Source organism: Melioribacteraceae bacterium (genome assembly GCA_035362835.1).
GTDB lineage: Bacteria > Bacteroidota > Ignavibacteria > Ignavibacteriales > Melioribacteraceae > DSXH01.
Genome location: DAOSDY010000002.1, coordinates 204131 through 225391, shown reverse-complemented (window position 1 = coordinate 225391; position 21261 = coordinate 204131). Strand labels below are relative to the sequence as shown.

Annotated in this window: 18 protein-coding genes; 6 read left to right on the top strand and 12 right to left on the bottom strand. The window is 39.5% G+C overall.

Features of this window, described 5'->3' with window-relative positions; genetic code table 11:
* Positions 1-69 precede the first annotated feature (69 nt).
* Positions 70-1392 (bottom strand): ABC transporter permease, encoded by a 1323-nt coding sequence (locus tag PLZ15_08110; GenBank protein HOI29713.1) that lies wholly within the window; start codon positions 1390-1392, stop codon positions 70-72.
* Positions 1389-2309 carry an ABC transporter ATP-binding protein gene (locus PLZ15_08105; protein ID HOI29712.1) on the bottom strand — a complete coding sequence of 307 codons (921 nt, stop codon included), beginning with the start codon at positions 2307-2309 and terminating at the stop codon, positions 1389-1391. The genes PLZ15_08110 and PLZ15_08105 overlap by 4 nt, the downstream gene beginning before the upstream one ends.
* 68 nt (positions 2310-2377) lie before the next feature.
* Between PLZ15_08105 and PLZ15_08100 the strand changes: the two genes are divergently transcribed.
* On the top strand, positions 2378-4945 hold the full coding sequence (locus PLZ15_08100; GenBank protein ID HOI29711.1) for a RecQ family ATP-dependent DNA helicase: 2568 nt from the start codon (positions 2378-2380) through the stop codon (positions 4943-4945).
* On the opposite strand, the gene PLZ15_08095 is transcribed toward PLZ15_08100, so the two are convergent.
* From PLZ15_08095 to gap, 4 genes are all read right to left on the bottom strand, one after another.
* Entirely contained in the window at positions 4935-5177 is a 243-nt protein-coding gene (locus PLZ15_08095; GenBank protein HOI29710.1) for a hypothetical protein, read from the bottom strand. The genes PLZ15_08100 and PLZ15_08095 overlap by 11 nt on opposite strands.
* 64 nt (positions 5178-5241) lie before the next feature.
* The gene (locus tag PLZ15_08090; protein HOI29709.1) at positions 5242-6180 is read right to left on the bottom strand and encodes a rhomboid family intramembrane serine protease; all 939 of its coding nucleotides are present in this window, start codon (positions 6178-6180) and stop codon (positions 5242-5244) included.
* A gap of 121 nt (positions 6181-6301) precedes the next feature.
* Positions 6302-7501, bottom strand: a complete 1200-nt coding sequence (locus PLZ15_08085) for a phosphoglycerate kinase (protein HOI29708.1) — start codon at positions 7499-7501, stop codon at positions 6302-6304.
* Between the two features lie 79 nt (positions 7502-7580).
* Positions 7581-8639 carry a type I glyceraldehyde-3-phosphate dehydrogenase gene (gene gap / locus PLZ15_08080; GenBank protein ID HOI29707.1) on the bottom strand — a complete coding sequence of 353 codons (1059 nt, stop codon included), beginning with the start codon at positions 8637-8639 and terminating at the stop codon, positions 7581-7583.
* A gap of 189 nt (positions 8640-8828) precedes the next feature.
* Here gap and PLZ15_08075 point away from each other — a divergent pair, with 189 nt between their 5' ends.
* The 4 genes from PLZ15_08075 to PLZ15_08060 all read left to right on the top strand — a co-directional run bounded on the left by PLZ15_08075 (position 8829) and on the right by PLZ15_08060 (position 14641).
* Positions 8829-9509, top strand: coding sequence for a Crp/Fnr family transcriptional regulator (locus tag PLZ15_08075; protein HOI29706.1), 681 nt, complete (start codon positions 8829-8831; stop codon positions 9507-9509).
* The gene (locus PLZ15_08070; protein HOI29705.1) at positions 9509-10339 is read left to right on the top strand and encodes a PHP domain-containing protein; all 831 of its coding nucleotides are present in this window, start codon (positions 9509-9511) and stop codon (positions 10337-10339) included. Before PLZ15_08075 ends, PLZ15_08070 begins: the two co-directional genes overlap by 1 nt.
* A gap of 116 nt (positions 10340-10455) precedes the next feature.
* Positions 10456-12681: a two-component regulator propeller domain-containing protein gene (locus PLZ15_08065; protein ID HOI29704.1), complete on the top strand. Its 2226-nt coding sequence runs from the start codon at positions 10456-10458 to the stop codon at positions 12679-12681.
* Positions 12682-12691: 10 nt separating this feature from the next.
* Positions 12692-14641, top strand: a complete 1950-nt coding sequence (locus PLZ15_08060; protein ID HOI29703.1) for an ABC-F family ATP-binding cassette domain-containing protein — start codon at positions 12692-12694, stop codon at positions 14639-14641.
* 9 nt (positions 14642-14650) lie between these two features.
* Here PLZ15_08060 and PLZ15_08055 read toward each other — a convergent pair whose 3' ends face one another.
* The gene (locus PLZ15_08055) at positions 14651-15619 is read right to left on the bottom strand and encodes an ROK family protein (protein ID HOI29702.1); all 969 of its coding nucleotides are present in this window, start codon (positions 15617-15619) and stop codon (positions 14651-14653) included.
* Positions 15620-15766: 147 nt separating this feature from the next.
* Between PLZ15_08055 and bshC the strand changes: the two genes are divergently transcribed.
* A complete protein-coding gene (bshC, locus tag PLZ15_08050; GenBank protein ID HOI29701.1) occupies positions 15767-17392 on the top strand; it encodes a bacillithiol biosynthesis cysteine-adding enzyme BshC in 1626 nt (541 codons plus the stop codon).
* Here the strand turns inward: bshC and aroA are convergent.
* Genes aroA through folD form a run of 5 tightly spaced genes read right to left on the bottom strand, consistent with a single transcriptional unit; the run spans position 17389 to position 21242 of the window.
* Positions 17389-18669 (bottom strand): 3-phosphoshikimate 1-carboxyvinyltransferase, encoded by a 1281-nt coding sequence (gene aroA, locus PLZ15_08045; protein ID HOI29700.1) that lies wholly within the window; start codon positions 18667-18669, stop codon positions 17389-17391. The two genes, bshC and aroA, sit on opposite strands and share 4 nt — an antisense overlap.
* On the bottom strand, positions 18666-19256 hold the full coding sequence (locus PLZ15_08040) for a TrmH family RNA methyltransferase (protein ID HOI29699.1): 591 nt from the start codon (positions 19254-19256) through the stop codon (positions 18666-18668). The genes aroA and PLZ15_08040 overlap by 4 nt, the downstream gene beginning before the upstream one ends.
* A gap of 2 nt (positions 19257-19258) precedes the next feature.
* Complete coding sequence (locus PLZ15_08035) at positions 19259-19483, bottom strand: hypothetical protein (GenBank protein ID HOI29698.1); 225 nt, start codon at positions 19481-19483, stop codon at positions 19259-19261.
* Complete coding sequence (gene deoC / locus PLZ15_08030) at positions 19483-20352, bottom strand: deoxyribose-phosphate aldolase (protein ID HOI29697.1); 870 nt, start codon at positions 20350-20352, stop codon at positions 19483-19485. The genes PLZ15_08035 and deoC overlap by 1 nt, the downstream gene beginning before the upstream one ends.
* Positions 20349-21242 carry a bifunctional methylenetetrahydrofolate dehydrogenase/methenyltetrahydrofolate cyclohydrolase FolD gene (gene folD / locus PLZ15_08025; protein ID HOI29696.1) on the bottom strand — a complete coding sequence of 298 codons (894 nt, stop codon included), beginning with the start codon at positions 21240-21242 and terminating at the stop codon, positions 20349-20351. Before folD ends, deoC begins: the two co-directional genes overlap by 4 nt.
* Between the last annotated feature and the right edge of the window lie 19 nt (positions 21243-21261).

Here is a 21261-nt window from a genome sequence, read left to right as displayed (position 1 = left end):
ATTATCATAATTATTGGTTTTAGCAATCAATAATCAGAATTGAGAAACAATCCGGCTAGCACCCGTTAATCAGGTGAGGTTCAAGTTCCTGAATCGCGCGAGAGCGTAAGCATTTAACAAGAGAGCCATCGATAAAAGAATGATCAGATTTGTAGAAATTGAGAGGAGCGAACCATCCCTCCATAATACCTGCAGAAATGCTTCTACCGACCAGTAAGTCATAGTCATTTTGGAGATCGCTTGCATCCAGTCGGGAAGAAATGACGTCGGGAACCATGAACCGCCGACAGCTGACATAACTAGTATAATAAGCATACTGATTCCATTAGCCTGATTCATAGACTTGGCAACAGAAGTTACCAGCATTCCAAAAGAGACTGCTGCTGCTGCAGAAGCAATTATGACAATCAACAGGTTGGTAAAATTTGAAAAAATATCGACTCCGAATACTATCCAGGAGAAAAAGAAAAGGACAAGAAGCTGAAATGTTCCGAACAGGATTGTATATATATATTTGCTCAAGATTATTTGAGAGCGTTTAACAGGCATACATAATAGTCTTTTCAACGTTCCCTCCTGCTTTTCCTCGAACAATGATGTTGCCGCGCCTGTAATAGAAAAAAGGAGAAACATTATAGCCCACCCGCCTACAGTTCTTGTTAGACCGGGATTTGTAATTTCTTTTCCGACGAGCTGCTGATTATCAAATTTAATTAGATTGCCGATAATGTTTGCAGAACCCGAAGTATCCTGTGAACTTGAAAAGAGAGATGATGAATCGACACGGGTTGATGACCGGATAAAGGAATCGACCGGGACATTAAAATACTTCTGAACAACATTGCCGATATTTCTTATAAAAAGTCCGGTACTATCCGATCCTAAGAATTTAACAGCCTGACGGTTTAAGAGGACCGGAAAAATTCTTGGTATCTGGGTCATTATTGTCTGCTGAACGGTCCCCTGAATAAGTGCGGATTCAATATCATTCTTGGGGTCGTAATAGAATTTAAAATTAAGTGAAGAGGAGGTATCGCTGAAAAAATCTTTTGTCAGCACAAGAGCGGCCGATGAGGATTTACCGCTCCTGATCAATTCGATCGCCTTCTGCTCGGAGATTTGGATTGTATCGTTACTCTTTTCGTCTATATGCCTTTTAATAAGTATCAGTGATTTTGCTGAATCTAATTTATTCTCTAATAATTTTGCAACGATGGAATTGCTCTCATTAACAAACAGCATACTTACTTTACCTCTCGGCCCGCTGCCGCCGAAAATATTTCCGAATACAACTATTAAAGCCATAGGTACTATAAATGAGAGCAGCATAGCCGGTCTGTCATTAAAAAAACGGATTAAATCTTTCTTTATAAGCCTCAAAACAGTTTTCAATCTCTCAAACTCCTTCCTGTAATATTTAAGAACACATCTTCAAGAGAGGCTCTGCTTATCTGAATAAACTGATTGGGTATCCCCGCGTCCTCAAGAGCCGTATAGATTTTTGAATGCTGATTAAACGATTCGTCCGGAATCATCTCATAATAAAAATCGAATTCGGTCAACTTTCCGATCGAAGAGATAATCGGTAATTTACTGAGAGTCAGGGCTGTTTTCTGAATTTTAATTGTCTCTTTTTTCTCAAGCATATTAATCAGGTCGAGAAGAGATCCGCCGGCTATTATTTTACCGTTGTCTATAATTGCAAGTCTGGAGCAGAGCCGTTCAGCTTCCTCCATGTAATGTGTGGTATAAAGAATTGTCTTACCTTTCTGGTTGAGTCTGTTAAGCATGTCGAAAATCGCATTACGTGATTGCGGATCCACACCAACTGTCGGTTCATCGCATAGTAAAATAGGCGGGTCGTGAAGCAGACTCGCTGCAAGATTCAATCTTCTTTTCATCCCGCCCGAGTATTCATTAACCCTGTCCTTCTTACGGTCAGTTAACTGCACAAGTTCAAGGACTTCATCAATTTTTTTACCAAGTTCTGCTCCGTTTAGATCGTATATACTTCCGAATATTTTTAGGTTTTGAAGTGCATTCAGTTCAAGGTAGAGAGATATTTCCTGCGGAACATAACCGATATTTTTGCGGATTACCAGGTCATTAACTGAAAGTACTTTGCCGTCAATTTGCACATATCCTGCATCCGGAGGTAAAAACCCGGCAATTATGTTCATAAGAGTAGATTTACCGGCGCCGTTCGGACCAAGCAGACCGAAGAATTCACCTTCGGCAATTTCAAGATTAATATTTATTAGCGCGTTGATGTTTCCGAATTGTTTATCTACTTGCTTAATTTTGAGCATAAATTTTAACTATATTTATTTGTGTGCAAGATAATTGTTAGACTTTTTTAATCAAAGCGAATATTGCATTGAAACCTGAGACTATTTTAAGAAACTTTTTCGGATTCGATAGTTTCCGTCCTGGACAGGAGGAAATTATTAATTCAATACTTGCCGGCGAAGATCTTCTTGCAGTTCTTCCTACAGGCGGAGGTAAATCGATTTGTTACCAGATCCCCGCATTATTATCCGGTCAGTTTTCAATCGTAATTTCACCTTTAATCGCATTGATGAAAGATCAGGTAGATTCTTTAAACAGCCGTCAGATCGTATCCGGATTTATCAACAGCACTTTAGACTTCAGGGAAAGCAACAAAGTTCTGGATGAGATTTCAAGCGGCAGAATTAAACTTCTTTATTTATCCCCCGAAAAGCTGGGCAGCGTTCAGTTTTGTGAAAAGCTGAAAAGTCTTTCCCCATTTTATCTTTTTGTTGACGAAGCCCACTGCATCAGCGAATGGGGACACAGTTTCAGACCGAGTTACCGTCGTATTAAATCTTTCAAAGATCAGATCGGTTTCAGAAATGTTGCGGCATTTACAGCAACTGCAACAGAAGATGTAAGAAACGACATAATAGAACAGCTCGGATTAAACAATCCTAAAATTTTTGTTAAAGGATTTGAGAGAGAAAACCTGAAATTGAATGTTATTAGGAGCGGTTCCAAAAAAGAAAAGGTACTCGAATTATTGAAAAGATCCGAACTCCCCGCAATAATTTACACAGCGACCCGTAAATCAGCCGAAGAATTAGCAGACTATCTCCGTTTAAGCAATACCGATTCTGTTTTTTATCATGCCGGGATTGCACCCGAATTAAGAAGAATAATTCAGGACGATTTCCAGAAAGAACGGATCAAACTTATAATTGCCACAAATGCATTCGGAATGGGAATCGATAAGTCAAATATCAGAACATTAATTCATTATAATCTGCCAGGAAATGTAGAAAGCTATTATCAGGAGATAGGCCGTGCCGGCCGCGACGGGAAAATATCGAATGTCTATCTCCTCTATGATGATAATGACAGACAGATTCAGGAATTTTTTATCAGGAACTCATTCCCGACCAGAGAACAGATTGAAACCGTATATACGGCAATTTGCGATTACGCCCCTGTAGCTTTCGGTAACAGATACGAAAAAGAAATTCCTATCGACAAAAATCTCACATCCTTCCTGGAGTCAAAAGGAATTACAAAAGGATTAATGGAATCGACTCTGAAAATCCTCACCGATTCAGATAATATAACACATGTATCGCGGGATTTGAAGCACTATGTAAGATTAACAGTTGATCCGAGCCGCATTAAGAATTACCTAAATGCCCTGGAGGAAAACGATGTAAAAGACCTTCTACTTATTCTTATCCGCGAATACGGCAGTTCTATATTTCATTCCCGCACACCTGTCAATCCTGAAAAAATTTCGCAAATGATGGGAGAATCGGCCGTACAGATTGCAGAGTTATTAAGATCGCTCAACCTTTCAGGCCTTATTACATATGAATCTCCTTCTAATTTCCCCGGTATTAAATTAAAAAGTGAACGGATAAAGAGTGAAGACCTGGTTCTGAATTACGGCAGAACACGACAGTTAATTGAACAGAGCAGATCAAAACTAGAAATGATGATCGGATATGTTTTTTCAGACGGATGCCGCTTCGATTATCTGCTGAAATACTTCGGGCAGAATATTGGAATTTATAAATGCGGTCACTGCGATAATTGTACCGGTATTCCGGGGGGCAGCCAGCCTGTGGTTGATTTTATTGAGGATCGGATAATCGAGACTCTTAGAAGCTTGAATAGTCCGGTCAGAGTAACTGAGCTAATCAATACACTCATTGGCAAGGGAAATGTTAGATTACCGGGTAACATAGAGACACTCGGTTCATGCAGTCATTATTCGAAAAAAGAGATCGAAAAATCACTTTCTATACTTAAAGAAAATAAAAAGATCTTAGTCCGTAAGAATGTATGTGAACTTGCCGATTCCGATTTAGAAACAAGTGATGCTATTACAACAAATGAAGGTTATGAATTAGAACTGAAACTATTCAACCTGTTGAGGCAGATAAGAAAAGAAGCTGTTTCAAAATTCGGTCAGCCGCCCCACATTATTTGTCCAGACGAAGTCCTGCGGGAGATTAGCAGAAAAAGACCATCTACATTCTCACAACTATTGGAGATTCCGGGATTTAATCAGAGAATGTTGAATAAAATCGGGGAGGAGATTCTTTCGGTTATCGAGGAAAATAAATCGGAATCGAATTTAAGTAAACTGGTCAAACAGAAGAAACTTCCAGATAACATTGTAACGATCCATGAATTGCTGAAGAAAAAATATCCAGTGGAAGACATTATTAAATTGACAGGGCTTTCGGAAACGCTCGTTTCAATCCAGATCGAAACATTGATAGGCTATTTCCCGGAATTAGAAACAGATTATTTATTCAATGCCAATGAGCTGAATGAAGTTAAGGGAAAAATAAAAGAAGGGATTACTGATTTAAAACCATTGTATGAATCACTAAATAAACAAATCGGGTATCCCAAGTTGAGGATCATACTTGCCTCGGTAAAATCTAATCAATAACGCGGTCGGCTTTTAGTTCGATCAGGTATCTATCTGCCTTAGAAAAAAAACTGTTCCATTTTTCAATATCATAAGTAAGATTTTTTATAAAACGGTTATAGTCTTCACGGGTAACATTATACTTTTCGAAAATCTTAAGATGATAAATTTTAATTGAATCCGGCTGGGCGGCATATTTTTCTTCTGCTATAATATTCTCAACATAGATTCTTGAAGCAATATCCTCACTCATTTTATTTCCTCCGCATGAGCTAAGGATAAGGACGGATATGAAAAATGGCAGGAATCCGGAGAGCTTATTTCTTTTTACTTGCTTCAAAAAGAATTCTCTTTTCACGTTCGGTTAAGTTCTGATATCCGCTTTGACTTATCTTATCGAGTATCCTGTCGATCTCCTCCTGAGTAACGGTCAGCTCATCCTTCGGCTTAGAAGATATATCCCTGAATTTAGCATCTTCAACTTCATCTTCATTAATTCTTCCGGAGAATTTCGGCCTCCGGTAATTATCGTATGAATCGAATGACTTCGGTTTTTTAAATGAATTTAAAACATTTGAGAAATTGAAATTGCTACGTTTATCCATTACAAGGAAAATAAATCCTGTAATTGCCCCGCCGATATGGGCCAGGTGAGCAACAAAAGATGGTTCGTTTATAGACAGAAACTCAAAGACAATCAGCATCGCAATCAAGTATTTTGCTTTAATCGGAATAAGGAAGTAGATATAAACACGCCGGTCCGGGAAGAACATCGCGAATGCGATCATCACACCGTAGACGGCACCTGAAGCTCCAATAGTTGGTGCTAGTGAATCGGAAAGAACCGGTGAAAGAAGAATTTGAAGAAGTCCCGCACCGAAACCGCAGAGAAGGTAAAAGATTAAGAACTTTTTAGATCCCATCAGTTGTTCAATCTCCATACCGAACATCCAGAGCATAAACATATTGAATAGAATATGAGTAAAGTTTCCGTGCATAAACTGGTATGTAAGAAACTGCCAGATCTGGAAATTGTATTCCATACCTGCCTGATCGAATCCTGTAATCGGATTTAAAGCGAAATAACGGTTCAAGATATACCAGCCCGGAAGCCCGTTAAACATCAAATTATCGAAAATCAATTGAACGATAAAAACACCGATGTTTATAATCAGAAGGTTTTTTATGATAGGAGGGAAAAATGTAAATCCGCCGAATCCCGATGGCCTGTAATAATCTCTTGAATCGTAACCCATTAATTTATCCGTATAGATTGTTTGTAAGAAAGTTAAACTATTTTGACATCATTCTAAAGGAGCCGACGGAATATTAAACGGCGCAGGATCAGAAGGTACAGATCCTGCCCGCCAGAATAAATTAATTATCATCATTCAATGCAGCCACACCCGGAAGAATTTTCCCTTCGAGGAATTCAAGTGAAGCCCCGCCGCCGGTTGATACATGGGAGACTTTATCATCAAGCCCTGCTTTACTAACAGCCGCGGCAGAATCACCGCCACCGATTATAGTTACAGCTCCTTTAGAAGTAGCAACAGCAAGCGCTTCTGCTATTTCATTAGTACCCTTTGCAAAATTATCGAATTCAAAAACACCGAGCGGTCCATTCCATACTACTGTTTTACTGCTTAGTATAACATTTCTAAATTCTTCAATAGTTTTCGGACCGATATCGAGGCCCATTTTATCTGCCGGGATTTTATCGGCATCAACAATAGACGGAGTAGATTCATTTTTAAATTCTGATGCTATCACATTATCCTTCGGAAGAAGAACCTTGGCATTCGATTTCTTGAATTTCTCCAGGACGTCTTTTGCCAGATCAAGCTTTTCTGTCTCCAGAAGAGAGGTACCGATTTCATACCCCATTGCTTTATAGAAAGTATAAGCCATTCCTCCGCCAATAAGCAGATAATCAACTTTTGGAAGAAGGTTATCGATAACATCAATCTTACCTGAGATTTTTGAACCACCCAGAATCGCAGTAAAAGGCCGAACAGGATTTGCGACTGCGCTTCCAAGATAATCGAGTTCTTTCTGCATCAGGTAACCGGAAGCACAGGTTTTAATAAACCTGGTAACGCCTTCCGTAGAAGCATGAGCACGATGCGCAGAACCGAATGCATCGTTTATGTAAACGTCACCAAGTTTAGCGAGCTGCCCTGCAAACCCGGCATCATTCTTCTCTTCTTCAGAGTGGAACCGAAGATTCTCAAGCAGAAGTACCTCCCCGTCTTTCAATGAGTTTACAATAGCTTCAACCTGATCGCCGATGCAATCCGGTGCAAACTTAACATCCATCTGAAGCAATTCACCAAGTCTAACAGCAACCGGTTTCAGGCTGTATTTCGGATTCGGTCCGCCTTTCGGACGGCCGAGGTGACTCATAAGAATAGTGCGGCCGCCATCTTTAATAATTTTTTTAATTGTCGGAAGAGCAGAAGTGATTCTGATATCATCAGTGATATTCAGATTCTCATCAAGTGGCACATTGAAATCGACTCTAACCAGTACCTTTTTGCTATTCAGATCAACTTTGTCGATACTTAATTTTTTCATATTCCCTCCGGGGTCATACAAAATATAAAAAAAAGACGCAGAACTGAAATGTTCTGCGTCCTTTTAAACAATAATGAAATTACTTGATTAATTTTAAGAGCAGATCAACGACTCTGCATGAATAACCCCATTCGTTATCATACCACGTTACAATTTTAAACATTCTCTTTTCACCTTTCAGATTATTCTGAACGGTTGCAAGCGAATCGTAAATCGATGCACGGTCGTCATGTATAAAGTCGGTTGAAACAACTTCCTCGTTGCAATAACCGAGAATCCCCTTCAAATATGTTTCCGATGCTTTTTTCAAAAGCTGATCAATCTCCTGAATAGATGTCTCCTTTTCCGAACGGAATGTAAGATCTACAACAGAAACATTTGCAACAGGCACTCTGAACGACATCCCTGTAAGTTTCCCCTTTACCTGTGGAAGTACTTCGCCAACAGCTTTAGCGGCGCCCGTGGATGACGGTATGATGTTAATAGCTGCGGCACGCCCGCCTCTCCAATCCTTTTTGGAAGGACCATCAACGGTTTTCTGTGTTGCCGTGTATGCGTGGATAGTTGTCATAAGACCTGATTCAATTCCGATTCCCTCTTTAAGGAGCACATGAACAACCGGAGCCAGACAGTTTGTAGTGCAGGATGCATTCGAAACGATCTGATGTTTTGAAGAGTCGTATTCGTTATCGTTTACACCTATAACAAATGTTTTTACTTCACCTTTGCCGGGTGCGGTGATAAGAACTTTTTTTGCACCGGCAGTAATGTGCCCTTTTGCTTTTTCGCCGTCGGTAAATAACCCTGTTGCTTCAATTACAATATCAACACCGAGTTCTTTCCATGGCAATTGAGAGGGTTCCTTTTGTGCGAGTACACATTTTATTTTCTTACCGTTGACAACAAGAATATCATCTGTTTCCAGCGACGGATTGCTTTTTTCACTTCCTAATGTTCCGGCGAATTTACCGTGGACTGAGTCATATTTCAACTGATAAGCAAAATATTTTGCATCTGTGCTAACATCAACAACAGCTACAATATCAATTTCTTTTCCGAAGTAGCCCTTATCAACCAGCGCACTGAATACGAGTCTGCCTATTCTACCAAATCCGTTAATACCAACTTTTACCGACATTTTATTTACCTCCAATAACGTTTTTTGTGTAAAATTGAATGCAAATATAGAAATTCAGTCAGGAAGTATCAATTTGAAAAGAATGGCCCCGGTATATTTCAAAAGAATTGTTGATTATGAGGGAAAAGTTTATCTTGCGGTCGTTCAATCCCCATATTTAGAATTCAATAAATTTAACAGAGGTTAAAAATGCCGTCATCAGAATTTTTAGCTTACGTTCCCATTTTTTCTGAAATACCGATGGATACTATAGAAAAAATTGAAAAGATCGGGACGAGAAGAATGTTCAACAAGAACGACGTTATTCTGATGGAAGATGAAGTCGGATCTGCACTTTTTGTTATTGTTCAAGGTAAAGTAAAAGTTGCAAGAACAAGCAGCGACGGAAGAGAAGTTATATTAACCATTTTATCCGACAGCGATTTTTTCGGTGAAATGGCAATTCTTGATGGCCAGACCAGGTCTGCAACCGTCGTAGCTATTGAGGACTCCGAGCTTTTCCTTATCCAGAGAAATGATTTCATTAATCTGTTAAAGGAGTATCCGGAAGTCGCAATTTCTTTATTACAGGAACTTACTAAGAGGTTGAGAGCTGCAGACGGAAAGATAAAAGCCCTATCTCTTAAAGACGCGGAAGGAAAAGTTGCAACCGTAATACTCCAGCTTGCCGATGATGTGGGAATGATTAAACACGGTAAAGTCGAAATCGACAAACTCCCGCTTCAGCAGGATCTTGCTAATATGGCCGGTACTTCAAGGGAAACAATATCAAGGACTCTTCATTCATTTGCAAAGAAGGGTATGATCGAACTGGACGGAAGTAAATTGAGAATTATGGATTACGAAAAATTCAAGGAACTCTACAGCTGATGCCGGCCAGAATAGATCTTCATATGCACACTACATACTCGGACGGTATTTACTCCCCTGCCGAGCTGGTTCAAAAGGCAAAAGCAGCCGGTCTCGATACAATTAGTATAACGGACCACGATAGTCTAAACGGAATTAAAGAAGCGGTTGCAGTAGGTAAGGAAATAGGCGTTGAGGTAATCCCCGGAGTCGAAATAAGTACAGACCTTGATGAGAAAGAAGTACATCTCCTCGGCTACTTCATAGATATTGAAAATGAAGAACTTCAGAAGTATTTAAGTTTTTTCAGGGACGAAAGATTTCACAGGGCTAAAAGAATAGTCCAAAAACTTAGAAACCTGGGATTATCGATTACAATAGACGATGTAACCGACCTCGCAAGAAACTCGGCAATTGGAAGACCACATATTGCATATGCTCTTGTAAACCTTGGACTTATCAAAAATTATTATGAAGCTTTTGAAAGATTCATTGGAGATTACGGCCCTGCTTTCGAAAGAAAGATTCATGTTTCACCTCAGAGTGCAACCAAACTGATCAGCGATTCCGGCGGACTCTCCTTTGTTGCACATCCAGGATATATGAAGGAATCGATCCTAACAGATCTTATCAAAGCGGGCATTGACGGAATTGAAGTTATTCATCCGAGTCATTCCGAAAGCCAGATTCACTTTTACAGGGGGATTGTTAATCAGTATTGTCTGCTTGAAGCGGGAGGTTCCGATTTCCACGGCGGCAAAAAAGATGACGAATCAAACCTGGGTAAATATATTATCTCACCAAATCACCTCGAAGCAATGAGAACTATGCTTCATAAAAACAGCGCATGAATTAAACTTCTACCACATTTTTAATATTATAATAGTTATTACACTTTATGTTCCGCGGGAAAATACTAAATTTGCCTTGCGGTTTTAAATAACAACCTTAATCTTGAGGGAAAATAATGGGCAGGTTAAAATTATTTTTTATTCTGATATTGATTTCTTCTTCAATCCTTCCTCAGAACATCGGCAGCTGGAAAATATATTCCGATATGAAAGATATTAAAGAAGCTGCGATTGCTTCAGATGGAGTCTGGACCGTTTCCAACGGCGGGGCTTTCATGTTAAAATTTTCGAGCGATACTTCATTTATCGTATTAAATAAAGCAGAAGGATTGATGAGTCAGACACTTACCTCTGTTGGAATTGATAAAAACGGGAAAGTCTGGTTCGGTTCCCAGGAGGGTTATATAATTGTCTACAATCCCGAAAAGAAATCGGCATCTAGCATACCGGATATTTTTAAATCGAATAAAACCCGCAAGCAGATAAACGACATCTATTTTTCAGGTGATACCGCATTTGTTGCAACGGATTTTGGATTAGCCCTCATTAATATTTCCACTCTTACGTTTTACGACACATTTTTAAAACTTGGCGTCTTTGCAACGGAGACAAGAATTCTGAATACTTATAAATCGGAACTTGTATATACACTTACCGAGAGTGGCGTAGCTATTCAGAAATCCGGTGCGCAGAATTTATCGGCTCCGGAATCTTGGAATTCCTATGCTTTCGGCGGCGGTATTCCCGCTCAATCCGGGAGTAAAATTCTTTCTTACAACGGTGAAATAATATTAGCTGCAAGCAACGGTATTTACAGATTTATTAACGGCACGTGGAGCCTTTTGACGCTTCAGGGTAATACCGTAAAGGATATCGCAATTTCAGGAAATACACTTTACGCGATAACCGACAAAAAATTATTTTCATATAGCAATAATCAGTTAACCCAGCTATTCGATAATCAATCTATCTCACTTTCTTCAGTCTCTGTTCTAAATAATAAAATTTACCTTTCATCAACTAACGGATTGATTGAGATTATGGGGAGCGGTATAAAATATTTATCACCAAACGGTCCTTACAGCAATCTTTTTATCAATCTTTCAGTCTCCGGTAGCGGGAATCTCTATGTTGCAACTGGAAAAGATGTTTTCGGTGTCGGATTTCTGGAGTTTGACGGACAATCATGGAAAAGATACAGCAAAGAAAATGTCACTCAACTCCCTTCAAATGCATTTTATAATGTTTATGCTACGGAAAACAACTCTGTGTATCTCTCCAACTGGGGAAACGGATTTACAATTTTTAAAAACGGTCAGTTCGAGACATACACCGCTGCAAACAGCGAACTTGTAGGTATACCTGCAAATACAAATTTTCTTGCGATCTCCGATATAAAAGTCGACCCGAAAGGAAACATCTGGATTGCCAACCATCAGTCGGCAGCAAGAAAACCTCTTAGCGTATTGACACCAGATAAGAAGTGGTATCATTATTCGATGACAAATCCTACTCTTTCAGAATTTGATGTACTCGATAAAATGGTGATAGATCAGAACGGTACAAAATGGTTTGTTGTAATCGAGGGTAACCGGGGTCTCTATTATTTTAATGAGAAGGAGACATTTACAAATTTATCGGATGATACACAGGGAGTACTAAAGCAGTCTAATAATCTGCTGAGCGACATAATTACCTCCCTTGCGATTGATAAACGGGGTTATCTCTGGATAGGAACCAGTTTGGGTGTAAATGTAATTACCGATCCGTCCAAACCGACTACAACATTGTACAGCAACTTCGCATTATCGATTAAAAACCAGAGCGTCACCTGTATTGCTGTTGATGCACTTAATCAGAAATGGATCGGGACTAAACAAGGCGTTGCTGTAATTTCCAGCGACGGGTATCAACTGGTAGATTTCTATAATACTAAAAACAGTCCTCTGCCAAATGACGAAATAAGAAGCATTGCCATAGATGAAAATCTCGGTAAAGTATATATCGGAACTGATTACGGACTTGTTGAGCTTCAGACCTCTTCAATAAAACCGGTGGAGAGTTTTAATCAACTCACCGTCTATCCGCAGCCACTTATAATTGAGGGAAGCGGCGCCGTTCAGGTAACAATTGACGGTCTGATTAAAAGCAGCAGGATCAAAATACTCGATATTTCAGGTAATCTGATCCGGGAATTTACTTCGCCGGGCGGCCGAGTTGCTTTCTGGGATGCAAAGGATCTTAATGGTAATTATGTCCCTTCCGGCATTTATATAATTGTTGCAAATGACGAAGAAGCAAACAGTGTTACAACTGGCAAGGTTGCCGTAATCCGAAAGTAGATATTTTGTTATGATAGATATTCGAAATTTATCGATACAATTCACCGGCGAGAATCTCTTTGAAAATGTGAATATTAAGATTCACCGTAAAGATAGAATTGCACTGGTCGGCTCGAACGGCAAAGGGAAATCGACCCTGCTTAAACTTCTGATGGATTTTGAGAAGCCTGAGAGCGGTGAAATAGTAAAACAGAAGGGCCTCCGGATCGGATATCTTCCACAGGATTTAATAGCATTTAAAGACCGGTCACTTTTTGATGAGGTTAAATCCTCCCTGCTCGAAATCCACTCGATTATCCAAAGTGAAAATGAAATACTGAATATTCTCAATTCTGAAACAATTGATGATGAAGAGAGACAGGAATTACTTAACGCGCTGGGCGAACTACATCACCGTAAAGACGAATTAAATTTCTATACCGCCGAATCCAGAATCGAAAAAATACTGGAGGGACTCGGATTTAAAAAGAAGGACTTCCACAGATCTACGGAGGAATTTTCGGGCGGATGGCAAATGCGTATTCAACTTGCCAAAATTCTGCTGGCGGAAAACGATCTCCTGCTTTTGGATGAACCTACTAATCATCTCGATATCGAAACTCTGCAGTGGCTGATTGAATTTCTAAATAGCTACAAGGGGGCAATAATAGTTGTATCCCACGACAGACATTTTGTAAACAGTATTACAGACAAAACTCTGGAAGTATTCAACAATCAGATTAATTTCTATCCGGGCAATTACGAGCATTATCTAAATTTCAAGGATGAAAGGGATATCCAGCTTAAAGAAATGCAGAAAGTCCGGGAGAAAAAGATTAAGGAAACCGAAAGATTCATTGAAAGATTCCGGTACAAAAATACTAAAGCAAAACAGGTGCAGAGCCGGATCAAAATGCTGGAACGGATGGATACTGTTGAATTGATTGAGCAGGAAAAAAAAATTGAAATAAGGTTCCCCGACCCGCCAAGAAGCGGAGTCCTTCCCGTTGAGCTGAAGAATATTTCAAAGTCCTATGGTAACCTGGAAGTACTGAAAGGTATTAACGTTGCAATAGAACGCGGAGAAAAAATTGCAATTGTAGGTGTTAACGGCGCCGGGAAGACAACTCTTGCAAAGATAATCGGTTCAAAAATTTCTCCTTCCGGAGGTGAGATATTATACGGCCACAATACGATTATCTCCTATTACGAACAGGAAGTAGCGGACTCACTCAATCCGGAAAATGACCTTATCGATTCACTAGAAGAAATTAACGACGAATTGACACCGGGACAGATCAGAAAGATTTTAGGAACGTTCCTTTTCTCGGGCGAAGATGTTTTCAAAAAGATAAAGGTTCTATCAGGCGGAGAGAAAAGCCGCGTAGCATTAGCCCGTTTACTTCTTACGAAGAGCAATCTTATCATTCTTGATGAACCTACTAATCATCTCGATTTCTCATCCAAAGAGATACTTCAAAAGGCTCTTTTAAATTTCTCAGGGACAATGATAATTGTATCGCACGACATCGATTTTATTAGGCCTATTGCTAATAAAATATTCGAAATTAGGAACGGGAATCTAAATGTTTATTACGGTGGAATCGATTATTATTTAAACAAGCGGCTCGAATTGCACGGCCTGGATTCCATGGAGGATAAAAATATAACGAAGGATAAGCTGACCCGACGGGATCAGAAAAGAATCGATGCGGAATTAAGAAATCAGAAGTTCATCTTAACAAAGGACCTCAGGAGAGATCTTGATAATTGTGAAAAGGAGATCAGAATTCTGGAGGAATTCAAATCAACAATTGAAGCAGAGCTTGCCGATCCGGAGATTTTTTCCAATCCGATATCTGCAAAAAATAAAAATATTGAATACGAAAAGACCAAGCAGCTCTTAGAAGATGAATATAACCGCTGGACCGAACTTTCCAACAGACTGGAAGAAATTGAAGAAAATTTTAAGAGAATTTAAAATCGATTTCTACTTTGTAAGGAATTCCTCAGCAAGTGCAATTCCTCCAAAGAGTGGGGCATCATCACCCAATTTCGTCTGAACAATCTTCACAATTTTACCCGGTTCCGGAAGCACTGATTTCTTAAAAGAGGATTTAACCTTTGGAAGCATAAAATCCCCGATGGCCTCAAATACGCCCCCGCCAATTACAATCGTGTCCAGATTTAGAAGCGTTGTAAGACTTCCGAGAACTGAACCGATTGTTAAGGCCGAACGCGAGACATATTTAATTGTTACCGGATCACCTTTCTTTACAGCCAGAGCCAATCCTTTACTCTTCAAAACTTTCTTCGGCGATCTATATTCTTTCAGTATACTTTTCTTACCGCTTTTCAAATCCTTCCTGATATCCCTCACTATTGCAGTCCTGCTTGCGAGAAGTTCAAATGTACTGCTCTTTTCTTTGCTAAGAAGATTACCTTTTGGACTGACTTTCATATGACCAATTTCACCGGCAAAGAAGGATGACCCTCTGTAGATTTTCCCTTCAAAAAAAAGTGCACCTCCAATACCTGTCCCGACAAAAACGACCAGTATATTATTTCCTTCATTACCAAGTTCAAATTTTTTAATCCCAAGTCCGGCAAGATTAACATCATTTTCAATAAGCACAGGAACGGAAAAATGCTTAATCAATGCTTCCTTAATATTAAAATTTTTTATACCCAGGTTCGGTGCGCTTGCAATCAGTCCGGAATAAGGATTAACAGTACCCGGTACACCTAGACAAATGGATTTTAATTCCCTTTCCGAAATTTCATTTTCCGCCATTACTTTTTTGACAGAATCTACAATTGAACTTACAAGACCCTCCTTCCCATTAACAAGTTCTGTGGGACTTTTCTGTCTACCGACAATTTTGTTATTTGAATCTATTAAGGCTGAAAGAATTTTGGTCCCACCAAGGTCCACCGAGATAAGATATTTTTTAGTCATTTTTACTCCGGGAGAATTAAATATTTTTAACCTTCGGTTTTAGTGACAGAAAAATTTGTTAAATTCACACAGCAGTTTAAAAAGAAACGAGTATCTGGGAATTTTCCGTTCTAAAATAACAGATTTCACATAATATCGGGAGAATTAATGTATTTAAATTTTTCGGATATCCCCGGGCATCAGAATCTATTTCTTGATTACCTCAACGAATTCGAAAATGTTGAGAGATTTTACAAGAATAATTTCAGAGAGGTTGAAAAATATGAGAATATTTTCAATCAGATCTCTAATCTGGATCGCCCGCACAGAGCTGACCTGGCAGAAGCAATTAAAACTCAATACACAGAAATAAAGAGCTCTAAAAAAACACAGGCGAATATCGACGCGCTTAATTCTCCTAAAACAATCGCAGTTGTTACCGGGCAGCAGCTTGGTATGATAGGCGGACCGTTATATACAATTTACAAAACAATTACGGCAGTTAAGCTTACAATGTTTCTCAAGGAAAAGTTTGAAGGTTTTAATTTTGTCCCGGTCTTCTGGCTTGAGGGGGATGATCACGATTATGAAGAAGTAAGGTCGGTAAACCTTATTAACAATGAAAACAGGATCTTTGAGGTAAAATACAACGATGGGGAACTTGAAGAGCTGAACCGCGGAAACATCGGACATCTTAAATTCAACGATAATATTGAAGAGATATTTAAGCAGATTGAGGCTGAATTAAGAGAAACCGAGTTTAAAAAACCCATTTCAGATTTTCTACGCACGCTTTACAAACCGGGTAGAACTTTTCTCGAAGCTTTCAGGGAATTGATGATCGGATTATTCGATGAATACGGTCTGATCGTATTCAATCCCCTTGTCCCATCTGTAAAACGATTACTGATTCCAATCTTCGAAAAGGAGATTTCTCGTTACAGGGACCATACAGGGATTCTCGTTGAGCGGAGCGCCGAACTCGAGGAGCTTTACCATGCTCAGGTGAAGGTAAAAGCGATCAACCTGTTTTATATTGACGAGAGCGAACGCCTGCTTATAGAACCTGTTGAGAATGATTACCGGCTCAAAGGTAAAAGGAAGAAATTTACTCACGAGGAAATTATCTCTCAGGTGAAATCAAATCCGGAAAAATTCAGCCCGAATGTTCTTTTACGGCCGATCTGTCAGGATTATTTATTCCCGACCGGATTATATGTCGGAGGCCCCGGAGAAGTTAGCTACTTTGCACAGGTTACACCATTATATGAACTTTATGGTATAACAGAGCCTGTTATTTATCCCCGTTCCTCCGCAACAATAATTGAAAAGGGAGTTCAGACAATACTGGATAAATACAAATTAAACCTTTCGGATATTTTTCTGAGCGAGGATCAGCTGATTACAAAAGTAATTATGGCAGATGCTGGTGCAGATATTTCCAACCTTTTTAACGATACTGTCCAGGCAATTTCCAGTCTCTTTGAACCTGTAAATGATAAAATGAATTTGATTGATAAGACACTTATCGATCTGACAAAAAAGACGAAAGAGAGGATTGAGCAGTCGATCGACTTTCTTAAATCCAAGGCAATCGAAGCTGAAAAAAGAAAGCACGAAGCAACAATTCGCCAGTTAGGAAAAGTAAGAAACATACTTTATCCTAATGACAATCTTCAGGAGCGCGAACTCAATTTTATCTATTTTATGAACAAGTACGGTTCTGATTTCCTAAAATGGGTTTTCAGTGAACTGGCGATCAATAAATTTGAGCATCAGGTTCTTGAGCTTTAGCAGATACTTCTAAGCTGATTGAGAAAATCAGGGTTGGATACAGCGACTGATTCGAATCCGTTTACCGACCCGCCGTTTTTAAGTACAATGGATAATACCGAAAAAGCCATTGCAATCCGGTGATCTCCGAAACTTTCAAACAATATCCCTTCAACATTTTTTATCCTCCCGGATAGCTCAAATCCGTCGTCGGATTCTTTTACATTCACACCAAGGATCTTAAAATTATGGCAAAGTGATTTAATCCGGTCCGATTCTTTTACACGAAGTTCTTTTGCATTTTTAATCTTGAAATTTCCTTCTGCTAACAATCCCGCAACCGATAATACTGGTATCTCATCAATTATATTCGGAACAATATCAGCGGGGATTTCGATATTAGACAATTTACTGGACTTGATTAACAAGTCTCCCCTTCTTTCTCCATTTTCATTTATCTCATTTTCAACAGAAATCGAACCTCCCATATCTGTTAATAAATTAAGCAGACCGGTGCGGGTTGGGTTTAAAGAAACATTTTGTAGTCGCAATTCCGATCCTTCAAGCAATAGAGCAAGTACAATAAAAAATGATGCGGTTGAGATATCGGAAGGAACAGTCATTTTAAATGAGCGCGGATAATACTTTTTTGAAACTATTATTTTTTTTATACCGTCTTTACATTCCACTGGTAAACCGAGCATTGTTTCAGTATGGTTTCTGGTCGGTTCAGATTCGATTAAAACGGATTCCTCCATGTTATGCAGAGCGGCCAGAATTAGTGAGCTCTTTACCTGCGCACTGGCAACTTTCATTTTGTAATTGATCGGGTGCAGATTATCGGGCGGTTCAATTATTAGCGGGAGTGTTCCTTTAGGAGCAGATGAAATCCTAGCCCCCATTTCTATCAATGGATCAATTATTCTACCCATCGGACGCTTTGAAAGTGATTCATCGCCTGTAATTACAGAACTGAAATCCTGAGCTGCTAATATACCGCTCATAAGCCGGGCGGTTGTACCTGAATTGCCTGCATACAATTCATTTACAGGTTTGCAAAAACCTTTAAAACCTTTTCCCTTTATTCTTATAATTCCCGATTCCTGAGAAATCTCTGCTCCGAGTCTGGTAAAACATTTAACAGTAGAAAGAACGTCATCCGAATTCGAACAATTGTAAATAACCGACTCACCTTCTGCCATAGATGCAAACATTACAGCACGGTGCGAGATCGATTTATCACCGGGAAGTCTCAATTCCCCATTTACTCTATCAATATTATTGAACTGTTGAATCATCTACAGCACCATTTATCAATCAATTCATCCAGTTCCTCATTCGATAACTCCGGTTGGTTATACATTCCCTTTAATTCTCTTTGCCTCAATGCCTCAAAGAGAATAACTCCGGTAGCGACTGAAACGTTGAGACTCTGGATCATTCCTTTCATTGGAATATAAAAAATTCCGTCCGATCTCTTTTTAGTTTCCTCCGAAACTCCTCTGTTTTCATTGCCGAGAACAATTGCGATTTTTTCAGTAAGGTCCAGTTCGTAAAGACTTACAGCACCGGGGTCGAGAAAACTCGAATAGATTTTATAGCCGCTCTTTTTAACTGATTCAAAACATTTATCGATAGAATCGAATTTTTCAGTCTCAATCCATTTGGTTGCCGAAGCCGATGATACCCGGCTGAGTTTAGGAAATTTTTCAATTGTATAGAGGAGATTTACTTTTGGTATACCGACCGCCTCGCAGGTACGAAGGATTGCACTTACATTGTGAGGATCGTGAACATTCTCGAGTACAATGCTGAGTGAAAATTGTCTTGCAGATGCAGCGGCAGCAATTTTCTGAAGCCGTTTTTCAGTTTTGAATTTTCGCATTACTATTTATCAAAAATGACCTTATAAATTTTTGTATTTCCCTCTTTCCTTGCGAGGTCAGTTTTGATTTTGATAGCGGAATCAACTTGAATATAAAACCGAAGGAGGTCAAGTGTTTTGGAAATCGCATCATCCTCAGAATGCGCCCAGCTGTCACAGCCTTTAATTGAAGGTATATCGGAGGAGAAACCGTCGCCTGTGTCAATAATAATCAGATCGAGGACCACTAATATCCGCCAGCCGCAGTTTTTTCACCTTTAACGATCTTAACGCTCGCGCTCGCACCTATCCGGTCTGCACCGCTCTCAATCATCAGTTTCGCATCCTCGGCTGTTCTAATTCCTCCGGAGGCTTTAACACCAACGGCCGATCCGACAACATAGCGCATAAGCGCAACATCTCCGGCTGTAGCACCTCCCTTGCTGAAACCTGTAGAGGTCTTAACAAAATCCGCTTTTGCTTCTTTACTCAGCAAACATGCTTTTATTTTCTCCTCGTCGGTAAGCAGAGCAGTTTCAAGAATCACTTTACATACAGCATTATGTCTTTTAGCCGCAAGGACAACCTGATTAATATCGTTGAAAACATATTCATAGTTACCCTGTTTAAGCATGCCGATATTTATTACCATATCAATTTCCTGAGCGCCGCTATTGAGTGCCTGTTCGGCTTCGGCCCTTTTAACCTCGGTAGTTGTAGCGCCTAATGGAAAACCGATTACGGTACATACTTTCACCTGACTACCTTTAAGGAGCTGGTAAGACAACTGAACATAACACGGATTTATGCAAACCGAGACAAAGTTATACGTTCTTGCCTCTTCACAAAGTTTTTTTATTTCATCCTGTGTTGCTTCGGGTTTGAGTAATGTATGGTCGATCATTCTTGCTACATTCCGGTCAACAAGTTCATTCCCTATTCCGGGTCCGGCTGCTATTCTGTCTGCTCCGTTACTGATTATATTTTTGACGGCTACCGGCTGATCTACAATATTTCTTTCCCATCCTACGCATGATCCCGTAGTACAATAAAAGTCCTGGAGCGATTTTTCAATAAAGACCTGTGATACAACCTTATCAATTAACGACGAGCTCATATTGTCTTTCCGCCTTCTAATTTTTGATATGCAAGAAAAGTATTTTTTAATAACATTGCAATCGTCATTAAGCCAACACCTCCCGGCACAGGAGTAATGAACGAAGCTTTCTTTTCAACGTCATCGAAATTAACATCACCAACAATTCTATATCCTTTCGGGCTGTTGCTGTCCTCTATTCTATTTATGCCAACATCAACAACTACAACACCATCACAAACCATATCCGATGTAATAAAATTTGCTTTCCCGATCGCCGCAATAAGTATATCTGCGTTTCTTGTAAACCTCGATAAATCTTTCGCAGCCGAATGACAGACGGTAACAATTGCATTAGCCCCTTCTTTCTTTTGAAGCAATAAATTTGCTACGGGTTTCCCGACTATATTACTCCTGCCCACAACCACTACATGCTTTCCGGATGTTGCAATTTTGTAGCGGGACAATAATTCCAATATTCCGTATGGAGTACAAGGATAGAACGTTTCATTGCCGGTAACAAGTTTGCCGACACTTACAGGATGAAATCCATCAACGTCTTTTTTGGGATCGATTGCTTCAATAATTCTGGACTCATTGATATGTGAAGGGAGAGGAAGCTGTACAAGTATTCCATGGAAATTATCATTTATATTATAACTGTAAATCAATTTCAGCAGATCCACTTCCTTGGCGTCTTCAGGTAGTTTTTCAATTTTTGATAGCATCCCGATTTCAGTACAGGCTTTGCCTTTAGAATTCACATATGACTGTGATGCGGGATTATCACCAACAAGAATTGTTACAAGTCCCGGCACCTTCTTACCAGTCTCTTTAATTGCTAGTATCTTTTCTTTCAATTCATTTTTTACTTCAGCCGAAATTTTTTTACCGTCGATTATCGTAGCCATTATTTCAACACGATTTAAT

Bases quoted from the DNA above. Each gene is read 5' to 3' on its own strand.
- gap (HOI29707.1), bottom strand. From the start codon at position 8,639: ATGTCGGTAAAAGTTGGTATTAACGGATTTGGTAGAATAGGCAGACTC.
- folD (HOI29696.1), bottom strand. From the start codon at position 21,242: ATGGCTACGATAATCGACGGTAAAAAAATTTCGGCTGAAGTAAAAAAT.
- deoC (HOI29697.1), bottom strand. From the start codon at position 20,352: ATGAGCTCGTCGTTAATTGATAAGGTTGTATCACAGGTCTTTATTGAA.
- PLZ15_08055 (HOI29702.1), bottom strand. From the start codon at position 15,619: ATGACTAAAAAATATCTTATCTCGGTGGACCTTGGTGGGACCAAAATT.
- PLZ15_08060 (HOI29703.1), top strand. From the start codon at position 12,692: ATGATAGATATTCGAAATTTATCGATACAATTCACCGGCGAGAATCTC.
- PLZ15_08095 (HOI29710.1), bottom strand. From the start codon at position 5,177: ATGAGTGAGGATATTGCTTCAAGAATCTATGTTGAGAATATTATAGCA.
- PLZ15_08105 (HOI29712.1), bottom strand. From the start codon at position 2,309: ATGCTCAAAATTAAGCAAGTAGATAAACAATTCGGAAACATCAACGCG.
- aroA (HOI29700.1), bottom strand. From the start codon at position 18,669: ATGATTCAACAGTTCAATAATATTGATAGAGTAAATGGGGAATTGAGA.
- PLZ15_08090 (HOI29709.1), bottom strand. From the start codon at position 6,180: ATGGGTTACGATTCAAGAGATTATTACAGGCCATCGGGATTCGGCGGA.
- PLZ15_08065 (HOI29704.1), top strand. From the start codon at position 10,456: ATGGGCAGGTTAAAATTATTTTTTATTCTGATATTGATTTCTTCTTCA.
- PLZ15_08040 (HOI29699.1), bottom strand. From the start codon at position 19,256: ATGCGAAAATTCAAAACTGAAAAACGGCTTCAGAAAATTGCTGCCGCT.
- PLZ15_08070 (HOI29705.1), top strand. From the start codon at position 9,509: ATGCCGGCCAGAATAGATCTTCATATGCACACTACATACTCGGACGGT.
- PLZ15_08085 (HOI29708.1), bottom strand. From the start codon at position 7,501: ATGAAAAAATTAAGTATCGACAAAGTTGATCTGAATAGCAAAAAGGTA.
- PLZ15_08075 (HOI29706.1), top strand. From the start codon at position 8,829: ATGCCGTCATCAGAATTTTTAGCTTACGTTCCCATTTTTTCTGAAATA.
- bshC (HOI29701.1), top strand. From the start codon at position 15,767: ATGTATTTAAATTTTTCGGATATCCCCGGGCATCAGAATCTATTTCTT.